Raw genomic sequence first — 19,772 nt, forward strand, 5'->3', positions numbered from 1 at the left:
CTATTTGAGTTGAGCAATCATTTCTTCAATATGACCTTCCGCCTCAAAAAAATCTGAATAAACAGCGGCCACCACATGCTCTTTATCCAGAAGATAGGTAACTCTTCTGGAAAGATTTAAAAAAGGTATGTGAGCTTTGTATGCTTTGGACACCCTTCCATCAACATCAGCTAGTAGCTCAAATGGCAATTGATGAGTGGACTTAAATGCCTGGTGTTTTTCTACAGGATCCGTACTGATCCCTAACACCAGCACATCCAATGTTTTAAAAAAATCGAAGTTATCCCTGAAAGTACAGGCTTCGTTTGTACATACACGAGTGAAATCCTTTGGGTAGAAATATAAAACCACTGGCTGATTAGAAGCATCTGTATCAAGGGTGAACTGACCACCGGTAGAAGGGAGGCTGAAATTAGGAGCTTTGTGGCCGGGTTTTAAAGGCATGAGGGAGAAATGTTATTAGTGCTTTTTTTGGAGTGCTTAGTGAGTTAATACTACTTGCTCAGCATCCTCAACCTCAACATAACCAGATGTGTTAATGGAAATCAGTTTGACTTTCTTGAGTTCGTTAATCAATACGGGATCATACTTGGCGGCTACGCGTATATAGTTGTTGGTGAAGCCATGCATCATTCCATTTTCTATGTCCTCTTCAAATAGTACTATTTCGGTTTTATTCAAATTTTCTTCATAGAACTTCCTTCTCTTCTTTTCAGAAAGTGTTCTTAACATTCGGGAGCGTTCGTGCCGCACCTTCATGGGAACAGGTTCTGCCAGGTCAGGGGCAGGGGTATTGGCACGTTCGGAGTAGGTAAATACATGAAGGTATGAAATGTCTAATTCATTCAGGAATCGATATGTCTCAAGAAAATCTTCATCCGTTTCTCCAGGAAAACCTACTATTACATCCACCCCTATACAGCAATGAGGCATAACTGACCTGATTTTTTCCACCCTGCTCACGTAAAGATCACTCAGGTAGCGTCTTCTCATCATTTTCAAGATCTTGTCAGACCCTGATTGTAAGGGGATATGAAAATGCGGAACAAAGCGCTTCGATTGAGCCACAAACTCTATAACCTCATCGTGAAGCAGGTTGGGTTCTATGGAAGAGATCCGGATCCGGTCGATCCCCTGTACGTTATCAAGCTCACGGATAAGGTCTATAAACTTATCCTCTCTTTTGCCATTGCGAATGCCGAAATCTCCGGTGTTCACTCCTGTTAGTACTATTTCTTTAACACCTGTGGCTGCTATTTCTTCAGCCGATTGAATAATATTGGTAATAGTATCGCTCCGGCTATTACCTCGTGCCAACGGAATGGTGCAGAAAGTACAACTATAGTCACAGCCGTCCTGTATTTTCAAAAAGGTCCGTGTCCTGTCATTGATAGAAAAGGCATTGTTAAAAGTAGTTGCTCCTTCAATTTCCGAAGCCAAAACCTTTGTCTCCTCAGTTCTGACAAAGCCATCCAGCAACTCTAGCAGCCTAAATTTTTCAGCAGCGCCAAGTACGGCATCAACCCCAGGTATTTCAGAGATCTCTTTTGGTTTGAGCTGCGCATAGCACCCTATAATGGTGATGTATGCATCAGGAGATATCTTTCTTGCCTCCCGGACTATCTTTCTGCATTTTTTGTCAGCATTTTCAGTAACAGAGCAGGTGTTGATAATAAAAATATCGGGGGTATCAGTAAACTCTACCTTTTTGTATCCCTTTTCTTCAAACATGCGGGAAATGGTAGAAGTCTCTGAAAAATTGAGCTTACAGCCAAGAGTATAGAATGCTACTTTTCTCATTGAAGGGGCAAATTTACATCTATTGGATTGCTTTAGCAACATCAGCGGTGATTTATGCCGGTTCAAGCATCCTTCTCAGATAGTTGATCTGGCCCAGGTGATAATTGAGGTGGGAGTGGAGGTGTATGATAAAAAATTCCGTAGTAAAAGTTTGATTCCACAACGATACAGGATAGATCTCCTGCAGATCTGATGGCGACAATGTACTTAGTACCTGATTCACAATCTTTTGGGCTTCTTCAATTTCCCGGAGAAGCTCAGGAGTGGGCATATTTCTGGTGGAAAATTCCCTTTCTCTTTGACGCACGTAACCCGTGTCGCCCAAAACGGTACCAAAAAAATGCTGCAGGTTGCCGCAAAGGTGAAGACATAGGTTTCCAGCCGAATTACTGATGCCGTTTTTTACAGCCCAAAGATGGTCTGTCTTTTGAAATAGCTCTATCTCCGTCTTAAGTTGGTGCAGGTCTCTGTTAAAAAGCGTTTTCAGTGGTTCGGTGACCATTCTTAATTGTGTTTAATTGTACTTTTTCCTTTTTTGGCATTTCTCAAATCTATATCAATGCCATAACGCACAATAAAGCTAATGACTCGGTAGTTAGATCGCAAACTGTCCTGGAAGGCTAGAATGGGAATCTCGGAGCTATCTCTACCCCCCAGGTACGTCTGCCCGTAAGTAAAGCGGAATTCAAATTGGAAAAACTGAGTATCGTATACGCGTGTCTCCAAACCCGCACCCGCCTCGAGGCCAAATAACCAGCGGTTGGCATCGGTTATAGCATTTACCCTGATATTACCGTCCGACTCTTGAAATTTGACTGCATAATCAAGATCTACAGCAGCATCGAGCGTACCCTTACCATTGATCCAATAGTTGATGTTTGGCCCCACGTTAAAGAAAAATTTACCAGGGACACCTTTAGAAATGGTTAAATCGTACTTCTTTCTTAAAAGCACGGATATTTCGAAAAAGTTATAAGCTGCGTCATTGGTAATTGATTCAGCATCATATGTAATCTTTCTACCTTTTCTTGCATAAGAAACTTCGGTTGCCCAGGAAAAATTATTCTCCAACGGGAATTCAATATAGGCGCCTCCTCTGTATCCCAGTTTTATTGTCGAGTCGAAGAGGCTTTGTTCTTCGTCATGATGAAAGGCGACTTTATAAGCATGTACTCCTGCAAGAGGACCGATACTAAACTTTTGCCCTGCAACTTCAACAGTTGCCAGGAAGAGGAGAGCAGTGCAAACAAATAAAATCCGATTTATCACCTAAAACATGTTTAAACTTGCATGTGCAAGATTTGTCTGAAAAAAAGTATAACTACATGGGAATCAATTGCCAATTTAAAAATAAGTTTGGTTACTTCAACACAGCTAATCTATATATATATTGAAGAAATTTTTTTAACTTCTAAGGCACTTTTAAAACTGACTCATGCATTTGAGATTTCAATTTGCAATTTTTTTTATTTTTATTCTTCTGTCTATTACTAAATCCTTTTCGCAGGATAATAGTAACTTGACCCATTACTTTATGAATCCTTATTCCATTAACCCGTCCTTTGCCGGGACTGATGGAAAGCCTTCTCTTTTCTTAACGTATAGAAAGCAGTGGATCGACATTGAGGGAGCTCCTGTAATCAGCAACTTTTCATTTCATACACCTACCGGTAAAAATATGGGGTTTGGATTGAATGTAGCTAATGCACAACGCAGTGTCCTGAATACAACAAGTGGGTATATCACCACATCTTATGGTATCTCTTTATCAAAATTAGTGCGGTTGAGGTTTGCAATATCGGGAGGAGCCGCTTACAACGGTGTGGATATTACCGATCTTGAAAATATTACTGATCCTGCTCTGCAAGAGCTATTGTTGGATAATAACATCTACCTCATAGGTAATGCAGGTATTTCACTTCAGGTAAAGCATGTAAACTTTGGAGTGTCTATTCCCAACTTGTTTGGTAATGAATACACTTCTGGTGAAGAGTTCAGCCTGGGAGAGGTAAAACCTTTCGAAAATGCCATTCTGTTTCTCACTAACCGTTTCTACTTTGGTGATGACAAACATGCATTCGAACCTTACATTCTTTACCGTTACAGCGATGTTTTGCCACACCAGTTTGAAGCATCCGGTGTGCTGCATCTCAACCATGTAGTGTGGCTGGGGGGATCGTATAAGCAGGACTTTGGTATCACTGCGTTTGGTGGTATAAAACTGAAGAAATTCTTTGGCTTGGGGTATGCCTACAGTTTGAAAAATACGGGTATTAATGAGCTTAACAGCCCCACACATGAAATTCAACTGAACCTGCTTCTGGGCATAAGGGGCAAGGACAGGGTGTATTATTCCTTTGTAGATACATCTAAACCGGTGCATAAGTCGAAGCGGCAACTGGCCATTGAGCAGAAGCGGGAAGAGGAAGCCCGGAAGCGCGAAGAGCAAGCAGAACAAAAACGGCTAGCTGAAGAGGCCAGAAAAGAGGAAGAATCCAGAAAAGCTGAAGAAGTGAGGAAGGCAGAGGAAGCCAGAAAAGCTGAAGAGGCAAAAATTGCTGAAGAGACGCGTCAGCAGAAATTAGCTGAGGAGGAGCGCATTGCAGAAGAGCGGGTAGAAGCAGCCAGGAAGCAGGAAGAAATAAGAAAGCAAATGGAGGATCAAAAAGAACAGCAATTGGCAGAAGAAAAAAGAGCGGTTGAAACACCTAAGAAAAACCTTGTAGAGGAGCAATCCACAGATGAAAGAGTAGTGGTGAAACGTGGAGGGCATCTATTGGAGTTGACTCAGGGTGAGTATGTTATAGTAGGGGCCTTCAATAGTTATGAACATGCAGAGGAATATTCTGATGAATTATTTTTTAAAGGTTACCAATCGAAGTTTGGATATATTACTGGTAAAGGGTACTGGTATGTTTACATATATCGTGGTGATGATATAGACAAAGCCAGACAGGAGCGTGACAAGCACAGAAAGTTGCCACTTTTTAGAAGGGCATGGGTAATATCTGTGCAATAATTAATTGAAACCAACAAAATGAAGCAGTTAGTAGTTTTAGTAGCTTTACTCGCAATGGTATGGGGCAGGTCTAATGCACAGCCTGCTATTACTAATATTGATCCTACCCATGGTTTCATAGGTTCAGATGTGATAATTACAGGCAGTGGTTTTGGAACTAACCCGGCTGATGTTGTGGTCTGGTTTGGAAGCGCAAAAGGTGCTGTGGCTTCTGTGGCTAATAATCTGATTATTGCTACAGTACCTGCCGGAGCGCAGGCAGATAACATCACAGTTGTTAATCTGGCTACAGGTCTTTCGGTGCAGAGTATGGAGAAGTTTTATCCGGTATATAGCGGCAGCGGTTTTGATCCGGCTTTATTAGCCCCCCCTGTTATTATTCCTGATGCAAAGCAAGTATATGACCCTTGTACTTGCGACCTTAATGGAGATGGCCTTCCTGATGTAATATCAACCAAATTTGATAATGCCACCAACTTGCTAATTCTGGAAAACCAAAGTACCACTGAAAATTTTTCATTTAGCAGTACCTCAGTGAACGTTGGGCAACCCACAGTTAATGTAAAATGTGCCGATTTTAATGGAGACGGCAAGCCTGACCTGTATATGAGCAGAGGTGGAACTACGCGGTTTAATGTTTTTGTCCTTCCCAACACAAGCGCTGCTGGCATTAGCTTTGGAACTATGCTGACCTTACCTATGGCTACGGACGTGCAAAGCCGGAGGGTGACACATGGTGATTTGAATGGAGATGGTAAACCGGAAATTATTGTCACCAACTCTGCAGCAGGTCAGGTGATCATATTTGAAAATACCAGCACAGCAACCATTAGTTTTAACATGACACCTATTGTTCTTAACATAGCCGGAGCAAGCTCTACTACTGGTCTGGATGTTCAGGATGTAGATGGTGATGGCAGACTTGATATTATCGTTTGTCAGTTTTTTGGTAATGATGTTTTTGTGCTTAGAAATACAGGCACAGGCTCTATTGCGTTTGCACAGGCTGAAGTTTTGAGTCTCTCAGGTAAATCTTTGCTGAATTTAACCACAGGTGATTTCAATGGTAATGGTAAGTTGGATATTGCAGTGATAGGTAATGCTGCAGACCAGGTTTTTATATTTCCCAATAACTCAGACCCCGGTAACATCAATTTTGCGGCTCCTCAGCCTTTTACTGTTAATGATGGCCCCTGGGGTATATCTACCGGTGATGTAGATGGTGATGGATCTCTCGATATAGTGACTACCAGCGTTAACCAAAACCTTGTAGCAGTGCTCCAAAATACATCTTCAGGTGGATCACTGGCATTTACAAAGCATAATATTGATATAGGCAACAGGTCACGGAATGTATGGGTCAATGACCTGGACGGTGATGCAAAACCGGACTTTGTTATTACCGCACAAAACGCAACCAATCCACCAACAAGTTTCGATGTGCGGTTAATAAGAAATACAAATTGTTACACGCCACAATTCCTTAATGATCAACCTTTGGCGATATGTTCAGGGCAAACCATAACTTTAGCAGTACCGGAGTCTCCTTCTGCCACCTTTAGCTGGACGAAAGATAACACGCCAATAGCGGGAACGAATAACACCCTGGACATAACAAGCTTTGGAGTTTATGAAGTTACGGCAATTACAGAATCCGGGGCATGTAATACTACAGCGAGTATCAATATTGCAGACGGAACTGGCACAATTCCGGGTGCACCAACTGCAAGTAATGACGGACCTGCCTGTATAGGTGGGGAGCTTACTTTGAGTGTAAATACTGTAAATGGAGCAACTTACAACTGGACAGGACCAAACGGTTTTACATCCACTGTTCAAAATCCGGTTATTACCGGTGTAAGTAATAATGTAGCCGGCATCTATTCTGTTACCATTCAATCGGGAGACTGCCGAAGCTCAGAATCTACAACAATGGTCGAAGTAGTTGACCTGCCGCAATTCACAGCTTCTGTAGCTGGAACCAGTAGCGTTTGCGCAGGCAATACCGTGGCTTTAAGTACACAATCCAGATCGGGATTTGGCTATCAATGGTTACGGGATAATAACCCCATATCCGGGGCCACTTCCAGTTCGTATTCCGCCACTCAATCAGGACAATATAGTGTCTTGATTGATGATAATAATAGTAATTGTAGTTTAATCACGAATATTATTGAGGTAAATGTATACTCATCGCCAACTGCCAGCTTTTCGGTTCCCGCATCAGCATGTAGTAACAGCGAAGTTACATTTACCAATAATTCAACAATAGATAGCACTGCCCCCGTAGTATATAGCTGGAATTTTGGGGATGGAAATACATCAGCAGATCAAAATCCAACCCACGTATACGCCTCTTCTGGAAATTATACTGTTCAGTTATCGATTTCCTATACCGGGATTACCGGATGCACTCATAGCCAAAGCAGAGGAATAACCGTCCGTGACCCATTGACCCCGGTAATAGAAGCGTCAAGTGAAGAAATTTGCCCTGATGAAGAGTTAACATTAGGTATAACTGGTACTTTTAATTCTATATTATGGGATACCGGGGAGACTTCGAATAACATTACTGTTAATACAGCGGGCACTTATAGCGTTACGGTAAATGATACCAATGGCTGTGATGCAACATCAGATATTACCATAACCTCCGGAACCGTACCCGATGTACAGGTGACGGCAGACAGAAATTCCATTTCTCAGGGTGATCAGGCGCAACTGACGGCAACAGGAGCAGACAGCTACTTGTGGACCCCTGATACCGGCTTAAGCGATCCTGATATTGCCAACCCGATCGCTTCACCGGAAATAACTACAACATATATTGTTACAGGAACACTCACCGATGGCTGTTCCGCAACTGCAGAAATTACCATAATCGTAAGCGCTGGAGGAGAAGTGAATATAACCCCACTCAAAGCCTTCTCCCCTAATAGCACCATTAATCCAACCTGGACCATTGAAAATATTCAAGACTATCCGGATTGTACCATGAGCATCTTCGATGAACGGGGAGCGCTCGTGTTTAGGAAGAAGGGCTACAACAACGACTGGGATGCTACATACAAGGGAGGAGAACTCCCCAAGGGTGTGTACTACTACGTTTTTGGATGTGAGACCCTGAAACCTAAAACAGGTACCGTTCTGGTGGTTAGGTAATGTTTGTAAGGAAACACTAGGTAGTGTCTGCAAGAAAACTCTTGTCGTCATCGCAGTCTGTTCCGGGCTTGCCACAGGGAGGAATCGAAGCGATCACCTATTAATGCGCACAACGAAGAGGGGATTGCCGCACTTCGTTCGCAATGACGATAAATTGTGAGTTTTCTTATAGACACTGGATAGTTACCAAATGGTGTGGCCAAGGTATAAATGGCAAAAGAGTCTACCCTTTCTTTTGTCTGTATGTTGGCTGTTGTTATTAACCTTAATGATTTTTTATATGAAAAGGGTGCTCAACCGTGTATGCATCATCCTGTTTGTAATATTCAGTGGTGTTGCTTTTGCTCAGACAGAGCAATGTAATAATGGCATTGATGACGATGGTGATGGATTGATCGACTGTAATGATCCGGATTGTCAGTATGCTGCTAATATTGAAAGGGGCTGTAATTGCGCTGATGGTATTGATAATGATGGTGACGGAGGGACTGATAAGTCTGACGCAGATTGTGCCAGCTTCTACGGCCTTACTTTCATCGGTGATGGTGACAGCGACTGCTCCATTACACCTGACCCCTCTTCTGGAACGTTTGACTTTGTAAACCCTTCCAATTCAGGACAAAATACTGTAGACACCCAGTCTAAAATTGCTGTTGGGGATGTGAACTGCGATGGTATTCCTGACGTGGTGACCACCTCTAAATGGAATCAGACCATACGTGTGGTGGCTACTTCGGATGATCAGCCGGACGGCTCCGATAAAGGTGATATCATTCAGAGCTTTAAAACTCCGGGATCCAAGATATTTCCTAATGGAAACTTCTTTTTTGAACTTGAAGTACTTATTGCCGATATTGACGGTAGCTGCCCTGCTGAGATATTTTCCATAGTCAGCAAAAGAAAAAACGCTAATGACGAGCCCAGTGAATATTTCCTGGTCGGCTTCCGTGCCAATGCAAGCCCCTCCAATGCAAGCCTTGTTCCGCTTTTTGATGCCGTTTCATTAGGGCCGGACAGACCCGGTCAAATGACCATTTCCGACCTGGACTGCGATGGCAATGCAGAGATTATTTTGAAGGACCATGTGTATGATGCCGCTACAGGGACACTGCTGGCTGATGGGAATATTGGAGACTGGAATACAGAAGTGACTTCCGCTCCGGTAGCTATCGATATTTTTGAAGGGGGCAACCTGGAGATAGTAATGGGTAATCAGATACTATCATATCCCGACATGAGTGTGATTATTGATATGAACACTTTAGGAGGTGATCAGTGGTTTCCCAAAGAGATATTTGATCCTAATGAGTATGGATTCGACAATTACAGTAGTGTCAGCGTTGCTGATATGAATGGAGACGGACATCTCGATGTGGTGCTATCAGGTGCAGAGGGAAGCAAAAACGGTCCCACAGCCATTTTCTTTTGGGATGTAACCAATGGCACTGTCAGTAGCTTCCTGCCTGATGATCCGGTATATGCTAATGGCTGGCCATGGGGAACCAGCCGTCCGAACCTAGGTGATATAGATGGTGATGGCCAATTAGAAATTACCTTCATTGCCGGGAATCAATTATTTGCACTTGAAGTAGACCCCAATACCGGTGAGTTATCTGAGAAGTGGAGAAGAACCATTAATGATTCTCGCTCCGGTATAGTGGCTACAACTGTTTTTGATTTTGACAATGATGGTAGTCCGGAAATAGTTTATCGTGACTCACAACAACTGGTGGTGATCGATGGAGAAACCGGACAGAATGTGCTTTGGAGTTCATCCTGTCAATCACACACTATGACGGAGGGACCCATCATCGCTGATGTTGACGGTGATGGTGCGACAGATCTGTGCACTACCTGTAATACAAACAATTCATTTGATATTACTGCACCCATCCAACAGCAGGCCCTGGGTGAATTGAGGTGTTTCTTTTCACAAAATAATACATGGCTACCCACTCGCCAGGTTTGGAACCAATCCGGGTATTTCGTAACCAATATTGCTGATGACCTGTCGGTACCATGCCCTCAGTTTGACATGGGTACAGTCTTTTCAGATAGTCCATGCGCTAATGGCCTTCCCGGTCCGCAGCGACCATTCAATACCTTTATGAACCAGGTGCCTTCTATTGGCCCTGATGGGTGTCCGTTCTATCCTTCTCCGGATGTTTCGTTTGTGGGACATGCTCCGGGAGAATTGGACCCTCTGGATCCTGATTATTTTCCCGCTGTAGAAGTTATCCCCCCAACTTGTGGCGATTTGGGCGTGGAAGTATTGTTTAATATTGTTAATAGCGGATCCCTGACCATTTCTACTCAAATTCCAGTAAGCTTTTGGGAAGGTAACCCAACTGTAGCGGTTGACCCTGACACCGGTAACCCGGCTACGTTATTGCATGCCGATGCGTTGAATGTTTTGGGCCTTCAGGTGGGTGATACAATGACCACCGCTGGTGTTACCTTTGATTATAGTGGCCAGCCGACCAGACTCTACATCGTACTGAACGATGATGGCACCGAATTTCCCGTTGATACAACCGCTAGTTCTACCGGTTTTGCTGAATGTAAGCTCGATAACAACATCTATGCTGTTGATATTATCCCGGAGCCATTTACGGTTGAAATTGAGAATATTTCGGACAACTTTAAATGCGATGACGCTGCGCCTGACACTGGCGAGCTTCGTGGTGTGGTAAAAAGAAATGGTGTGGAAGTTGCCGACTACAGCCCTTACGGTTTTCAGTGGTACTACGGATCGGATACAACCAATGCTGTCCCCGCGCCTGAGGGAACCATCGACCGGCTCATGGATCTGCCGGAAGGTACTTATACACTCGTGGTTACCAACTTGGCTAAAGGCTGTTCCAGCTTGCCTGTTGTAGATACAGTATTGAGGCAAGGGGTAGATCCTGATGTTACCATTTTGATCAACTCTCACCAAACCCACTGCTCACCTCCGAATGGAGAACTTGAAGTAACCATAGTTGGCGGACTGGCCGGATTTTCTTTCCAGTGGTATGACAATAATCTAAACTCCATTGGTGTTACGGGACCCATTGCCAGCGATCTTACCGAAGGAGAATGGATCGTTGATGTGATCAAGGATGGTTGTACCGAAAGGGTTTCCCAGACTATCAACGGGCCTACCGAGCCTGATGTGACTGCCAGTGTGGTAAGACATATTACAGATTGCAGCGCCTTAACCAACGGTAAGGTTACTGCTCAGCCATTTATCAATGCAGTTTTACAGGATACAACTGATTATACCTTCGAGTGGTACATATATAACAATGGAACGGGCACATTAGGTAGTGTTCTTCCTCCAGCTACCGGTTCAGGGGCTACAAGAAGTGGCCTCACGGCAGGATATTATGCGGTGATTGCCCATGAAATAATTTCTGGCTGCGAGTCTTCCCCGCCACAAATTGTGCAGGTAACGGATCAAAGGGATTACCCGGTGCCAGTGATCAATGAAATAGCCCCGCAAACTTCATGCGATCCCTTGCAACCCAATGGTATTTTGGAAGTAGTGATTAATGGTGGTGATAGCCCCGCTAACTATACTATCGAGTGGTTTAGAGGGCAGAATACATTACCTGCCAATCTTCACACCTCTACATCAGGTGTTAATGGAGAACGTGCGGAAAATGTTGAAGGTGGAGGAATACCTTATACTGTCAAGGTAACAAACGCTACAAATTGCTTCTCAACAGAAGAGTACATTATCAGCCAGGATGTGAATACTCCTGTAGTGACATTGACCAAGAGTGATAATACTATATGTGACCCTGCTTTGGCTTCTTCGGATTACAATGGACAAGTTACAGCTTCGGTTACCTTCAAAGGGGATCCAATTACGCTACCGGATCCACTATATGAGTTCACCTGGTACGATGGCACCACTACTTCTGATCCTGTAATTGCTGTTACCGACAACAACAATCCTATGCTGAGTACCTTGCCAGGCGGTTATTATACCGTGGAGGTAACCCGAACTGATCTTTTCTGTACTTCTGTCCCTGTGACTATTGAGGTGCTGGATGTGGAAGATCTTCCTGATGTTGAGGTAGTGATCACACCCATGACTACATGTGCAGGCACTACGCCCAATGGAGAGGCTGCGGCTAGCGTTAACCTCGGAGGTGGAATTTTCGCTACTACGGGGTACACCTTTGAATGGTATGTTGGTAATACTGCTTCAGGTACACCTGTTTCGGTTGTTTCAGGTTCAGAGGGAGAAATTGCTCAGCAGTTGGATGGCGCTTTTAACAATAATGAATATACAGTACTGGTGATCAATAACTCCACGGGATGTAGTAACACTATGACTATTGCTGTTCCTGACGAGTCATCCTTGCCGGTGGTTTCACTCACTCCCCAGGATAACGATATCTGCGACCCTTCCAGAACTGATCCTTCTGTTACATACAATGGTGGTATTACAGCTTCAGTCAATGATCAAAATAATGGGGGTGCGGTAACCGATTTTTCAATCTACAGTTTTACATGGACTGATATAAATACAGGAAACAATGTACTCACTCAGGTGGCAGGATCCAGTGAGGTTGACAATGTGTTGTCGAATATTCCGGGAGGCGATTATGAAGTGACTGTCACCAACACAGTGCTGGGATGTACGTCTGACCCGGTACAGGTGACCGTGAATGATGTGGATGATCTGCCGGTTATTTCCGTAGTGGAAACTCCAAACACTGCTTGTGATGCGACACTTGCCAATGGATCATTAAGCGCTAATATCGGGGGTGTTACTACCGGCTATTCTTTTGCATGGTATCAAGGGAACTTTGCTTCCGGTACATTGCTTAGTACTTCCAGCGCGATCACGGGGTACCAGGGTAATGAGAATTTTACAGTAGAAGTAGTTAATGACGCAACCGGCTGTAGTAACACACTGACAGTTTTTCTTGATGACAATAGTCTGCTGCCAATATTATCATTGTCGGGTATTGATAACACGGTTTGTGACCCCGCTTTTGCCGGGGTGAATTATGATGGTAGTGTTACAGCATCTGTCGATGACTTTAATAATGGAGGAGTTGTAAGTGATTTTTCTAACTATACATTTACCTGGATCGATGTCGCTACCGGAAATAATGTTTTGAGCCAGGTGAGTGGCTCAACAGCGCCTGCAGAAGTGTTATCCAACGTACCTGGGGGAACTTATGAAGTCACCGTTACCAACACTGTATTGGGTTGTACGTCTGATCCTGTAAGAATAACTATAGATAATGAAGATCTGCTGCCTGAGATAGATGTAGCCTCCATACCCAATACGGCTTGCGATGCTTCTTTAGCTAACGGACAGTTAACAGCCACGGTAGATGAATCTCCAATAGGGGGTGTGGCAGGAGTTACGACCGGGTATACTTTTAACTGGTATAATGGCAATGCCGTGACAGGTACCCCTGATCAATCCGGTAACACGTATTCTGCATTGGAAGGAGCCTTGGTATATACAGTTGAAGTGATCAATAATGCTACCGGTTGTAGAAATACCGTTACAACAATACTTCCGGATGCTCAGGAATTACCCCTGGTGACGTTGAACAACTCAGTGAATAATACTATATGCGATGTGTCGCTGGGTTATAACGGTAGCATCACTGTCGATGCCTCACATTTCTCAGCCTCTGTTTTGGGAGATCCTGATTATACATTTACATGGGTAGATCCATTTGGAACTACGCTGCCGGAAACCTCGGAAACTTTGCCAGGCATAAATGGTGGAACTTATACCGTAACGGTAAGCAGCGCCAACCTGGGATGTACCTCGGATCCCTTGCAGATCACGATCTCTGACCAACTTTATCTTCCGGCAATCGATATTGCTGTCACAGATCAAACGTATTGCGTGGGATCCAGTGGAGAATTGGAAGCTACCATAGATGAAACGGCTATCGGGGGAGGAAACCCGGCTGATCCCAACGATTATATCTTTACATGGTATGAATATGATAATACTACCAACACGTCCTCATCATTATCTTTAGGTACTGTAGGGGGAACTAACGGAGAACTTGTTACTCAACTGCCAGGCGGCTACTACAGATTGGAAGTTGAAAGGGTTTCAACCGGTTGTATAAATGAGGAGGTAGTTTATTTGCCTGAGTTAATTACAATACCTGTAGTTAATGTAAACAAGAATAGTGATGTGACTACTTGCGGAGCACCAAACGGGCAGCTTACCGCTGATGTAGGAGGGGTGTCTGCAGGGTTCACATTTTACTGGTACGATGGAAATGATGCCATTAATGAAAATTTTGTAATTGCTAATGCAGATTACACGGCTGTTGATGATGGCTTGTATGCTGGCTTAATACCCGGGGATTACACTGTTGTAGCTGTCAATAACACAACACAATGTATCTCACCGCTGGTCGTTACGGAAGTTGAAGATCTTACGGCCAACATTGTTATCGATATTAATCCCATAGTGTTCCCAACTGCCTGTGATCTTAATGATGGACAAATGACAGCTCAGCCGGACAATGGAATTTCAAATGACCCGGCTGACTATACCTACGAGTGGTATGAAGGCGCACCTCTAAATAATAATATCGACTTTTTTACTAACCCTCCGCAATTTGCCGATTTGCCGATATCAACAGCACAGTTTATAGGAGGTTTAGGGACAGGTACATACACAGTGGTGGTAACATACATTGATGACGGGTGTTCTGAGCTAAGAACCATTTTCCTTCCATTTATTGATGCTCACGAAATAACATCTTCAGTTCAAAATTCGGCAGAGTGTCCTTATACCACGGGAGACGGAGAAGTATCCTTTACCATAACACCTCCTGGTACGGCACCCCCAGGGGCATCTTTTGATGTTAAATTTTACAGTGGCGCTAACCCTATTCCTGCCAATCAAATAGGCGGCACTTTTGCAGGGGTTACACCCGGAAGCGAACCATTCTTTAGTAACCTCGCTCCCGGATACTATCTGATCGAGGCAGAGGAAACTTATACCGGAAAAAATTGTATAGTATACGAGGTAGTAGAAGTAGGGATTGATGCACAGCCTCCTGTGGTTACCCTTGTAGGAACAGTTAGTTCAAACACTACCTGCGACTTAAGTCAGGCTGATGGTGAGTTTACCGTTGACATACAGCAGGATGCAAATGATGTAACAGTAGGAACCAACTTCAATATTGACGTAACGCCACCCCCCCTGATTGGCTCCTACCCGCTGACAGCTCAGCCCACTGGTGTGTACACAATTCAGGGGTTATCGCCAAATACATATACCGTAACGGTGACGGCATCCACCGGCTGTAGCACTGTAAGAGAGTTTACCGTACCGGATGCTCCTGCTGTTTCAGACATTGTGGATGGTGATGTGGTGATCACTGCAGCCGATCTTTGTGACCCTTCGGGCAGTGTGGAGATTACCAGCATAAACCTGATCGGAGCGGGCCCTGACAATTTAGATAATTTTCAGTTTAGCTGGTACGATGATGCCGGACTTACAAACCTTATCTTCCAGGCCCAGGGTGATGCCACGGCAGCAAATGGGGGAGAGGTACTTGATCCCGACAGTTATCCGGATATGGGGCCAGGCAGTTATTGGGTAGTAGCTCAAAAAACAACCGGCGCCGGGGCAGGCTGCTTTAGCGCTCCGTTTAAAGCTGATGTTCCTGACACTCATGTAAACCCTACTATAGCGCTGGAGGCTTTTGCTAATACTTCCTGTGATCCCGGTTTCTTTGAAGGAAGCCTGGAGATTACTATGACTACTTCCGGTGGACCAGGAGCCGTGGTGCCAGGCCCTTATACCTATACCTTTAGCGATACAAATGGTGATCCGGTGTTTTATGCCGATGGAGTAACACCAATAGGACCTTTTTCAGGTCAAAGCGGAAGTGCAGATGCGGTTACCGACCTAAATGATGGCACCTATGTAATTGTTGCTGAAAATGAAGCAACAGGTTGTACTGTTACAGGTACAATAACAATTCCTTTAAACAAGCAACCTATCTTTGTTTTGTCAGCTACTCCTGTCCATCAAAACTTATGTGACCCAAGCGGTAGTGTATTTGTTGATGGTGTATCTCTAAATGGGGTGGATCCGGCAAATAAGGCGGACTTCACGTTTGAATGGTACAGGGGTGATCCGAATGGCGCTCCGCTAACGGATTTTGGCGGTATTCCTATTAATGTTGATTTGATCGATGCTTCCAATTATCCTTCTATGGGAGCGGGAACCTACTACGTAGTGGCCGTTCGGAATACCAATGCCCCTCCGGGAGCCGGATGTAAATCTGCACCTTATCGTGTCGATGTTAAAGACATAAGCGTTGACCCGCAAATTACACTATCGTCAACAGTAAATACAGCATGTGATCTAAGCAATCCTACCGGTACGATAAGGGTTCAAATGGATATTTCCGGTGTTCCCGGCAGCAGCTATGCGTACAGGTGGCAGAGCTATACCGATCCGAATGGCGCTTCCGACCCTTCTGTGTTACCGGCGGATAATCTTACGGCTGGTGACGATGAAACATACATGGATCTGCCTCCCGGAAAATATGTATTGGAAGTTGAGAATAATGATACCGGATGTATGACACAAGGAACAATAACGATCAATGATGATCCGGTGATACCCGACATTGTATCTTTTGTGCCAACGAATCAGACATTTTGTTCGCCTGCAAATGGTACAATAACTATTGCTGATAATGATATAGAGATAGATGGCATGGGCATTCCGGTGAGCGAACTTACCATTGATCTTTTTGAAAGTGACCAGGTTACTCCTGCGGGGGGTACAAAAACTATTAACGCCAACGATGTTGTGTTCAGTGATCTGGATTTTGGCACTTATTATCTTTTTGTAACACGCAGCACAGGAACGTCCGTTACAGGTGAGGGGTGCCCTTCGGCACCGCTGCGCATTGACCTGAAGGATATTTCTGTCGATCCTGCACTTACGCTGACCAGCACCTCGAATACAGCCTGCGATGGTAATTTTGATGGCTCTATTACATTGAATTTCGATGATCCATCCGGTCCGGGTGTAGGGGCATTATTTGATATCACCTGGCTCAGTGTACCTGCAGGCAGTGTGGTGGCAGATGCCACAAATATACCGGCAGGATCATACACAACTGACATCACAGACCTGGTGGGGCATGGTAAATATCGTGTTATGATCCTCAACAAAATTACCGGATGTTCCCGTGAAGGAGAGATAACGGTAACCCATAAACCGCAACCCATCGACCTTGTATCGGTAACTCATCAAAACCAGGACATTTGTTATCCTGACGGACGAATTGAGGTTACCGTAACCAGCCCGGTGTCGCCCGGAAACTATTCCTTTGAATGGTTCCTGGATGATCCAAATTCTGCTCCTTTAACAGATCAGTTTGGAGCTGTTATCTCGGGAGCAATTCTGGAACCGGGCCTTCTTGCAGGGCAGTATCCATCTATGGGAGCCGGAACATATTATATCGTTGCTACGCGAAATGCCGCTAATGCGCCTGGATCAGGTTGCCCGTCACCGCCATTCAGAGTAGATGTGCTGGATGTAAGCACTGATCCGATCCCAACGCTTACTTTCCTGCCGAATACCGCTTGCGATCCAGCGCTGGCGAATGGTACAGTTACTGCCACAGTAAGGGAGCAGGATGGTTCTACAACGGATACTTATGACTACATCTGGACATATAACGGAGGAGCTTTGCCTGGTATGGTAGCACAAAATGATGCAGGCAATGTAAGTACTTTGACAGGGGCACCGGAAGGCACATACCGGGTCACGATCACGAACGTTTCAAACACCGGATGTACTATCAACTCCTCTGTTAAGGTAACCTTGGACCAGCCTCAGAGCGAACCAAATATTATCAGTGTTAGTACCATAGATCCTCTTGACTGTACAGCCTCAGGATCAGCGGAAGTAACTTCTATATCTATAGGGGGTGGGGCGCCTATCTCCGGGCCTTCGTTGACCACTGATTTCACATATGAATGGTATATAAATGATGTGCTTCCCGCTAATCAATTGGTGGGTTCCTCTCCTTCTATGGTAAATCTTCTGCCAGGTCAGTATTTTATCATAGTTACCAGCAATTTAACAGGTTGTGAGTCTATTCCTAAGGAATTTAATATTCTTGAAGATGATATCATCAGCCCTGTAATTACTATTAATCAAACTGTGCCTCAGATCAATTGCATAGGACCTCCATTCAGCGCTGAATTATTGGCCACTGCTGAAGAATCTGATGGCAATATCGGTACCTATACATTTAGCTGGAGCTATGAAGGGTCTCCCGGATTACCGGCTGGTGGTTTTGTGTCCAACACTACACTTACCTCAAGTACAGTGAGCAACTTACCAACAGGCACTTACGAAGTAACGGCATTCAATCCGGGTACAGGTTGTAGTTCAACTGCATTCTATATCATTACCGATGAAAGCGAGGATTATAAGCCAATTGTCAGCACCAGTTCAGAACCCCTTACCTTTTGTTCAGGGGATAATGGATCAGTGCTATTAGCTAACGTGCGATATCCTTCGGATTATCCGTACACCCAAAACTATACTGTAGATTGGTACATCGGGGATACCCCTAATCTGAATGCTACACCAAACTTTGAAAATACAAACAGGGTGAGCAATCTACCAGATGGGCTTTACACCATTCGTGTAACGGATAACAATACGGGGTGTATTGTTACAAAAGTGCAGAGTATTAGGGATGAGCGACAGTATCCAGATATTGTAATTGTTGAAGACAACCCTCAAACCACCTGTCCCCCATACAATCCTAACGGGCAATTAACAGCTACAGCGGATGGGGGCAGAGTTGGAGGCTACACCTTTGAATGGTTTGCAGGGACAAATGCATCGGGTGCGGTGATAAGCACCAGGAACAGGTTAATTGGATACCCGATGGGATCATATACTGTGAGGGTTACCAACAATTTAACAGGCTGTGTATCTACCGAAACCGGTTCTGTATCGGATGGAAGGCTGACACCTCCATCTCCAACACCGGAATTACTGGCTAATCTCACGTCTTGTATCGATCCGAATGGAGAGCTGAGGGTAAGTGTGGGTGGACAAACACAAGGCTATGACTTCAACTGGTATGAAGGGTCCTCGGCATCAGGTACGCCATTCTCAGATAGAATTGTAGTTACCGGCCTGGATATAGGAACCTACACTGTAACCGCCATTGATGTAGTAACGGGTTGTGTGTCTGAAGGGGTAAGCATTGAGGTAGGGGATGAACGACTGCTGCCGGAGTTTGAATTTGAAACGGTAGGCTCTAAATGTGATGAGGAGACAGGGATGGCTATGCTGGGTATCACCAACAACACTATTGTTACTACTGTGGTATGGACGGATGCTACAGGTTTTACCGTAGGGTATGGTACCGACCTCACAGGGATGCCATCAGGGGAATACACTGCAGAAGTAACTACCTTCCTGGGATGTGAAAATACCGGCACCGTAGAGATAGGAACAGTGATTACGAACTATAACCTCGTATCTGCCGATGGCGATGGTATAAATGATAATTTCCAGATCGACTGTATTACCAATTTCCCGAATAATAATGTAAGGATCTACAATCGTACGGGAGTCCTGGTATTCAAAATAGATGGCTACAATAATGTTGACAAAGTGTTCGAAGGTGTTGGCCAGGAGGGAATGTACTCCATGGGAGACAAGCTGCCGAACGGCACTTACTACTATATCATAGACAAAGGTGATGGTACTGAACTGATTTCCGGTTTCCTTGAACTAATCAGATAG

The 19,772-nt window shown here is 44.5% G+C and carries 7 protein-coding genes; 3 read left to right on the plus strand and 4 right to left on the minus strand.

Annotated features, from left to right (window positions below):
- From C900_RS15555 to C900_RS15570, 4 genes are read right to left on the minus strand one after another with little or no spacing between them, the layout of a single operon-like run.
- On the minus strand, positions 1–444 hold the full coding sequence (locus C900_RS15555; protein ID WP_009580990.1) for a peroxiredoxin: 444 nt from the start codon (positions 442–444) through the stop codon (positions 1–3).
- Between the two features lie 36 nt (positions 445–480).
- Positions 481–1,800 carry a tRNA (N(6)-L-threonylcarbamoyladenosine(37)-C(2))-methylthiotransferase MtaB gene (mtaB, locus tag C900_RS15560; protein ID WP_009580991.1) on the minus strand — a complete coding sequence of 440 codons (1,320 nt, stop codon included), beginning with the start codon at positions 1,798–1,800 and terminating at the stop codon, positions 481–483.
- A gap of 52 nt (positions 1,801–1,852) precedes the next feature.
- A complete protein-coding gene (locus C900_RS15565; RefSeq protein WP_009580992.1) occupies positions 1,853–2,302 on the minus strand; it encodes a DinB family protein in 450 nt (149 codons plus the stop codon).
- 2 nt (positions 2,303–2,304) lie between these two features.
- Positions 2,305–3,069, minus strand: coding sequence for a porin family protein (locus C900_RS15570; RefSeq protein WP_009580993.1), 765 nt, complete (start codon positions 3,067–3,069; stop codon positions 2,305–2,307).
- 166 nt (positions 3,070–3,235) lie between these two features.
- On the opposite strand from C900_RS15570, the gene C900_RS28525 reads away from it, so the two are divergent.
- From C900_RS28525 to C900_RS15585, 3 genes are all read left to right on the plus strand, one after another.
- A complete protein-coding gene (locus tag C900_RS28525; protein WP_009580994.1) occupies positions 3,236–4,819 on the plus strand; it encodes a PorP/SprF family type IX secretion system membrane protein in 1,584 nt (527 codons plus the stop codon).
- Positions 4,820–4,837: 18 nt separating this feature from the next.
- Positions 4,838–7,981 (plus strand): T9SS C-terminal target domain-containing protein, encoded by a 3,144-nt coding sequence (locus tag C900_RS15580; protein ID WP_040496895.1) that lies wholly within the window; start codon positions 4,838–4,840, stop codon positions 7,979–7,981.
- A gap of 280 nt (positions 7,982–8,261) precedes the next feature.
- Positions 8,262–19,772: a T9SS type B sorting domain-containing protein gene (locus C900_RS15585; RefSeq protein WP_185113975.1), complete on the plus strand. Its 11,511-nt coding sequence runs from the start codon at positions 8,262–8,264 to the stop codon at positions 19,770–19,772.

This window comes from Fulvivirga imtechensis AK7 (genome assembly GCF_000331535.1).
In the GTDB taxonomy this organism is placed as follows: domain Bacteria; phylum Bacteroidota; class Bacteroidia; order Cytophagales; family Cyclobacteriaceae; genus Fulvivirga; species Fulvivirga imtechensis.

Coding starts and splice junctions, on each gene's coding strand:
- C900_RS15555 (WP_009580990.1), bottom strand. CDS start 444: ATGCCTTTAAAACCCGGCCACAAAGCTCCTAATTTCAGCCTCCCTTCT.
- mtaB (WP_009580991.1), bottom strand. CDS start 1,800: ATGAGAAAAGTAGCATTCTATACTCTTGGCTGTAAGCTCAATTTTTCA.
- C900_RS15565 (WP_009580992.1), bottom strand. CDS start 2,302: ATGGTCACCGAACCACTGAAAACGCTTTTTAACAGAGACCTGCACCAA.
- C900_RS28525 (WP_009580994.1), top strand. CDS start 3,236: ATGCATTTGAGATTTCAATTTGCAATTTTTTTTATTTTTATTCTTCTG.
- C900_RS15580 (WP_040496895.1), top strand. CDS start 4,838: ATGAAGCAGTTAGTAGTTTTAGTAGCTTTACTCGCAATGGTATGGGGC.
- C900_RS15585 (WP_185113975.1), top strand. CDS start 8,262: ATGAAAAGGGTGCTCAACCGTGTATGCATCATCCTGTTTGTAATATTC.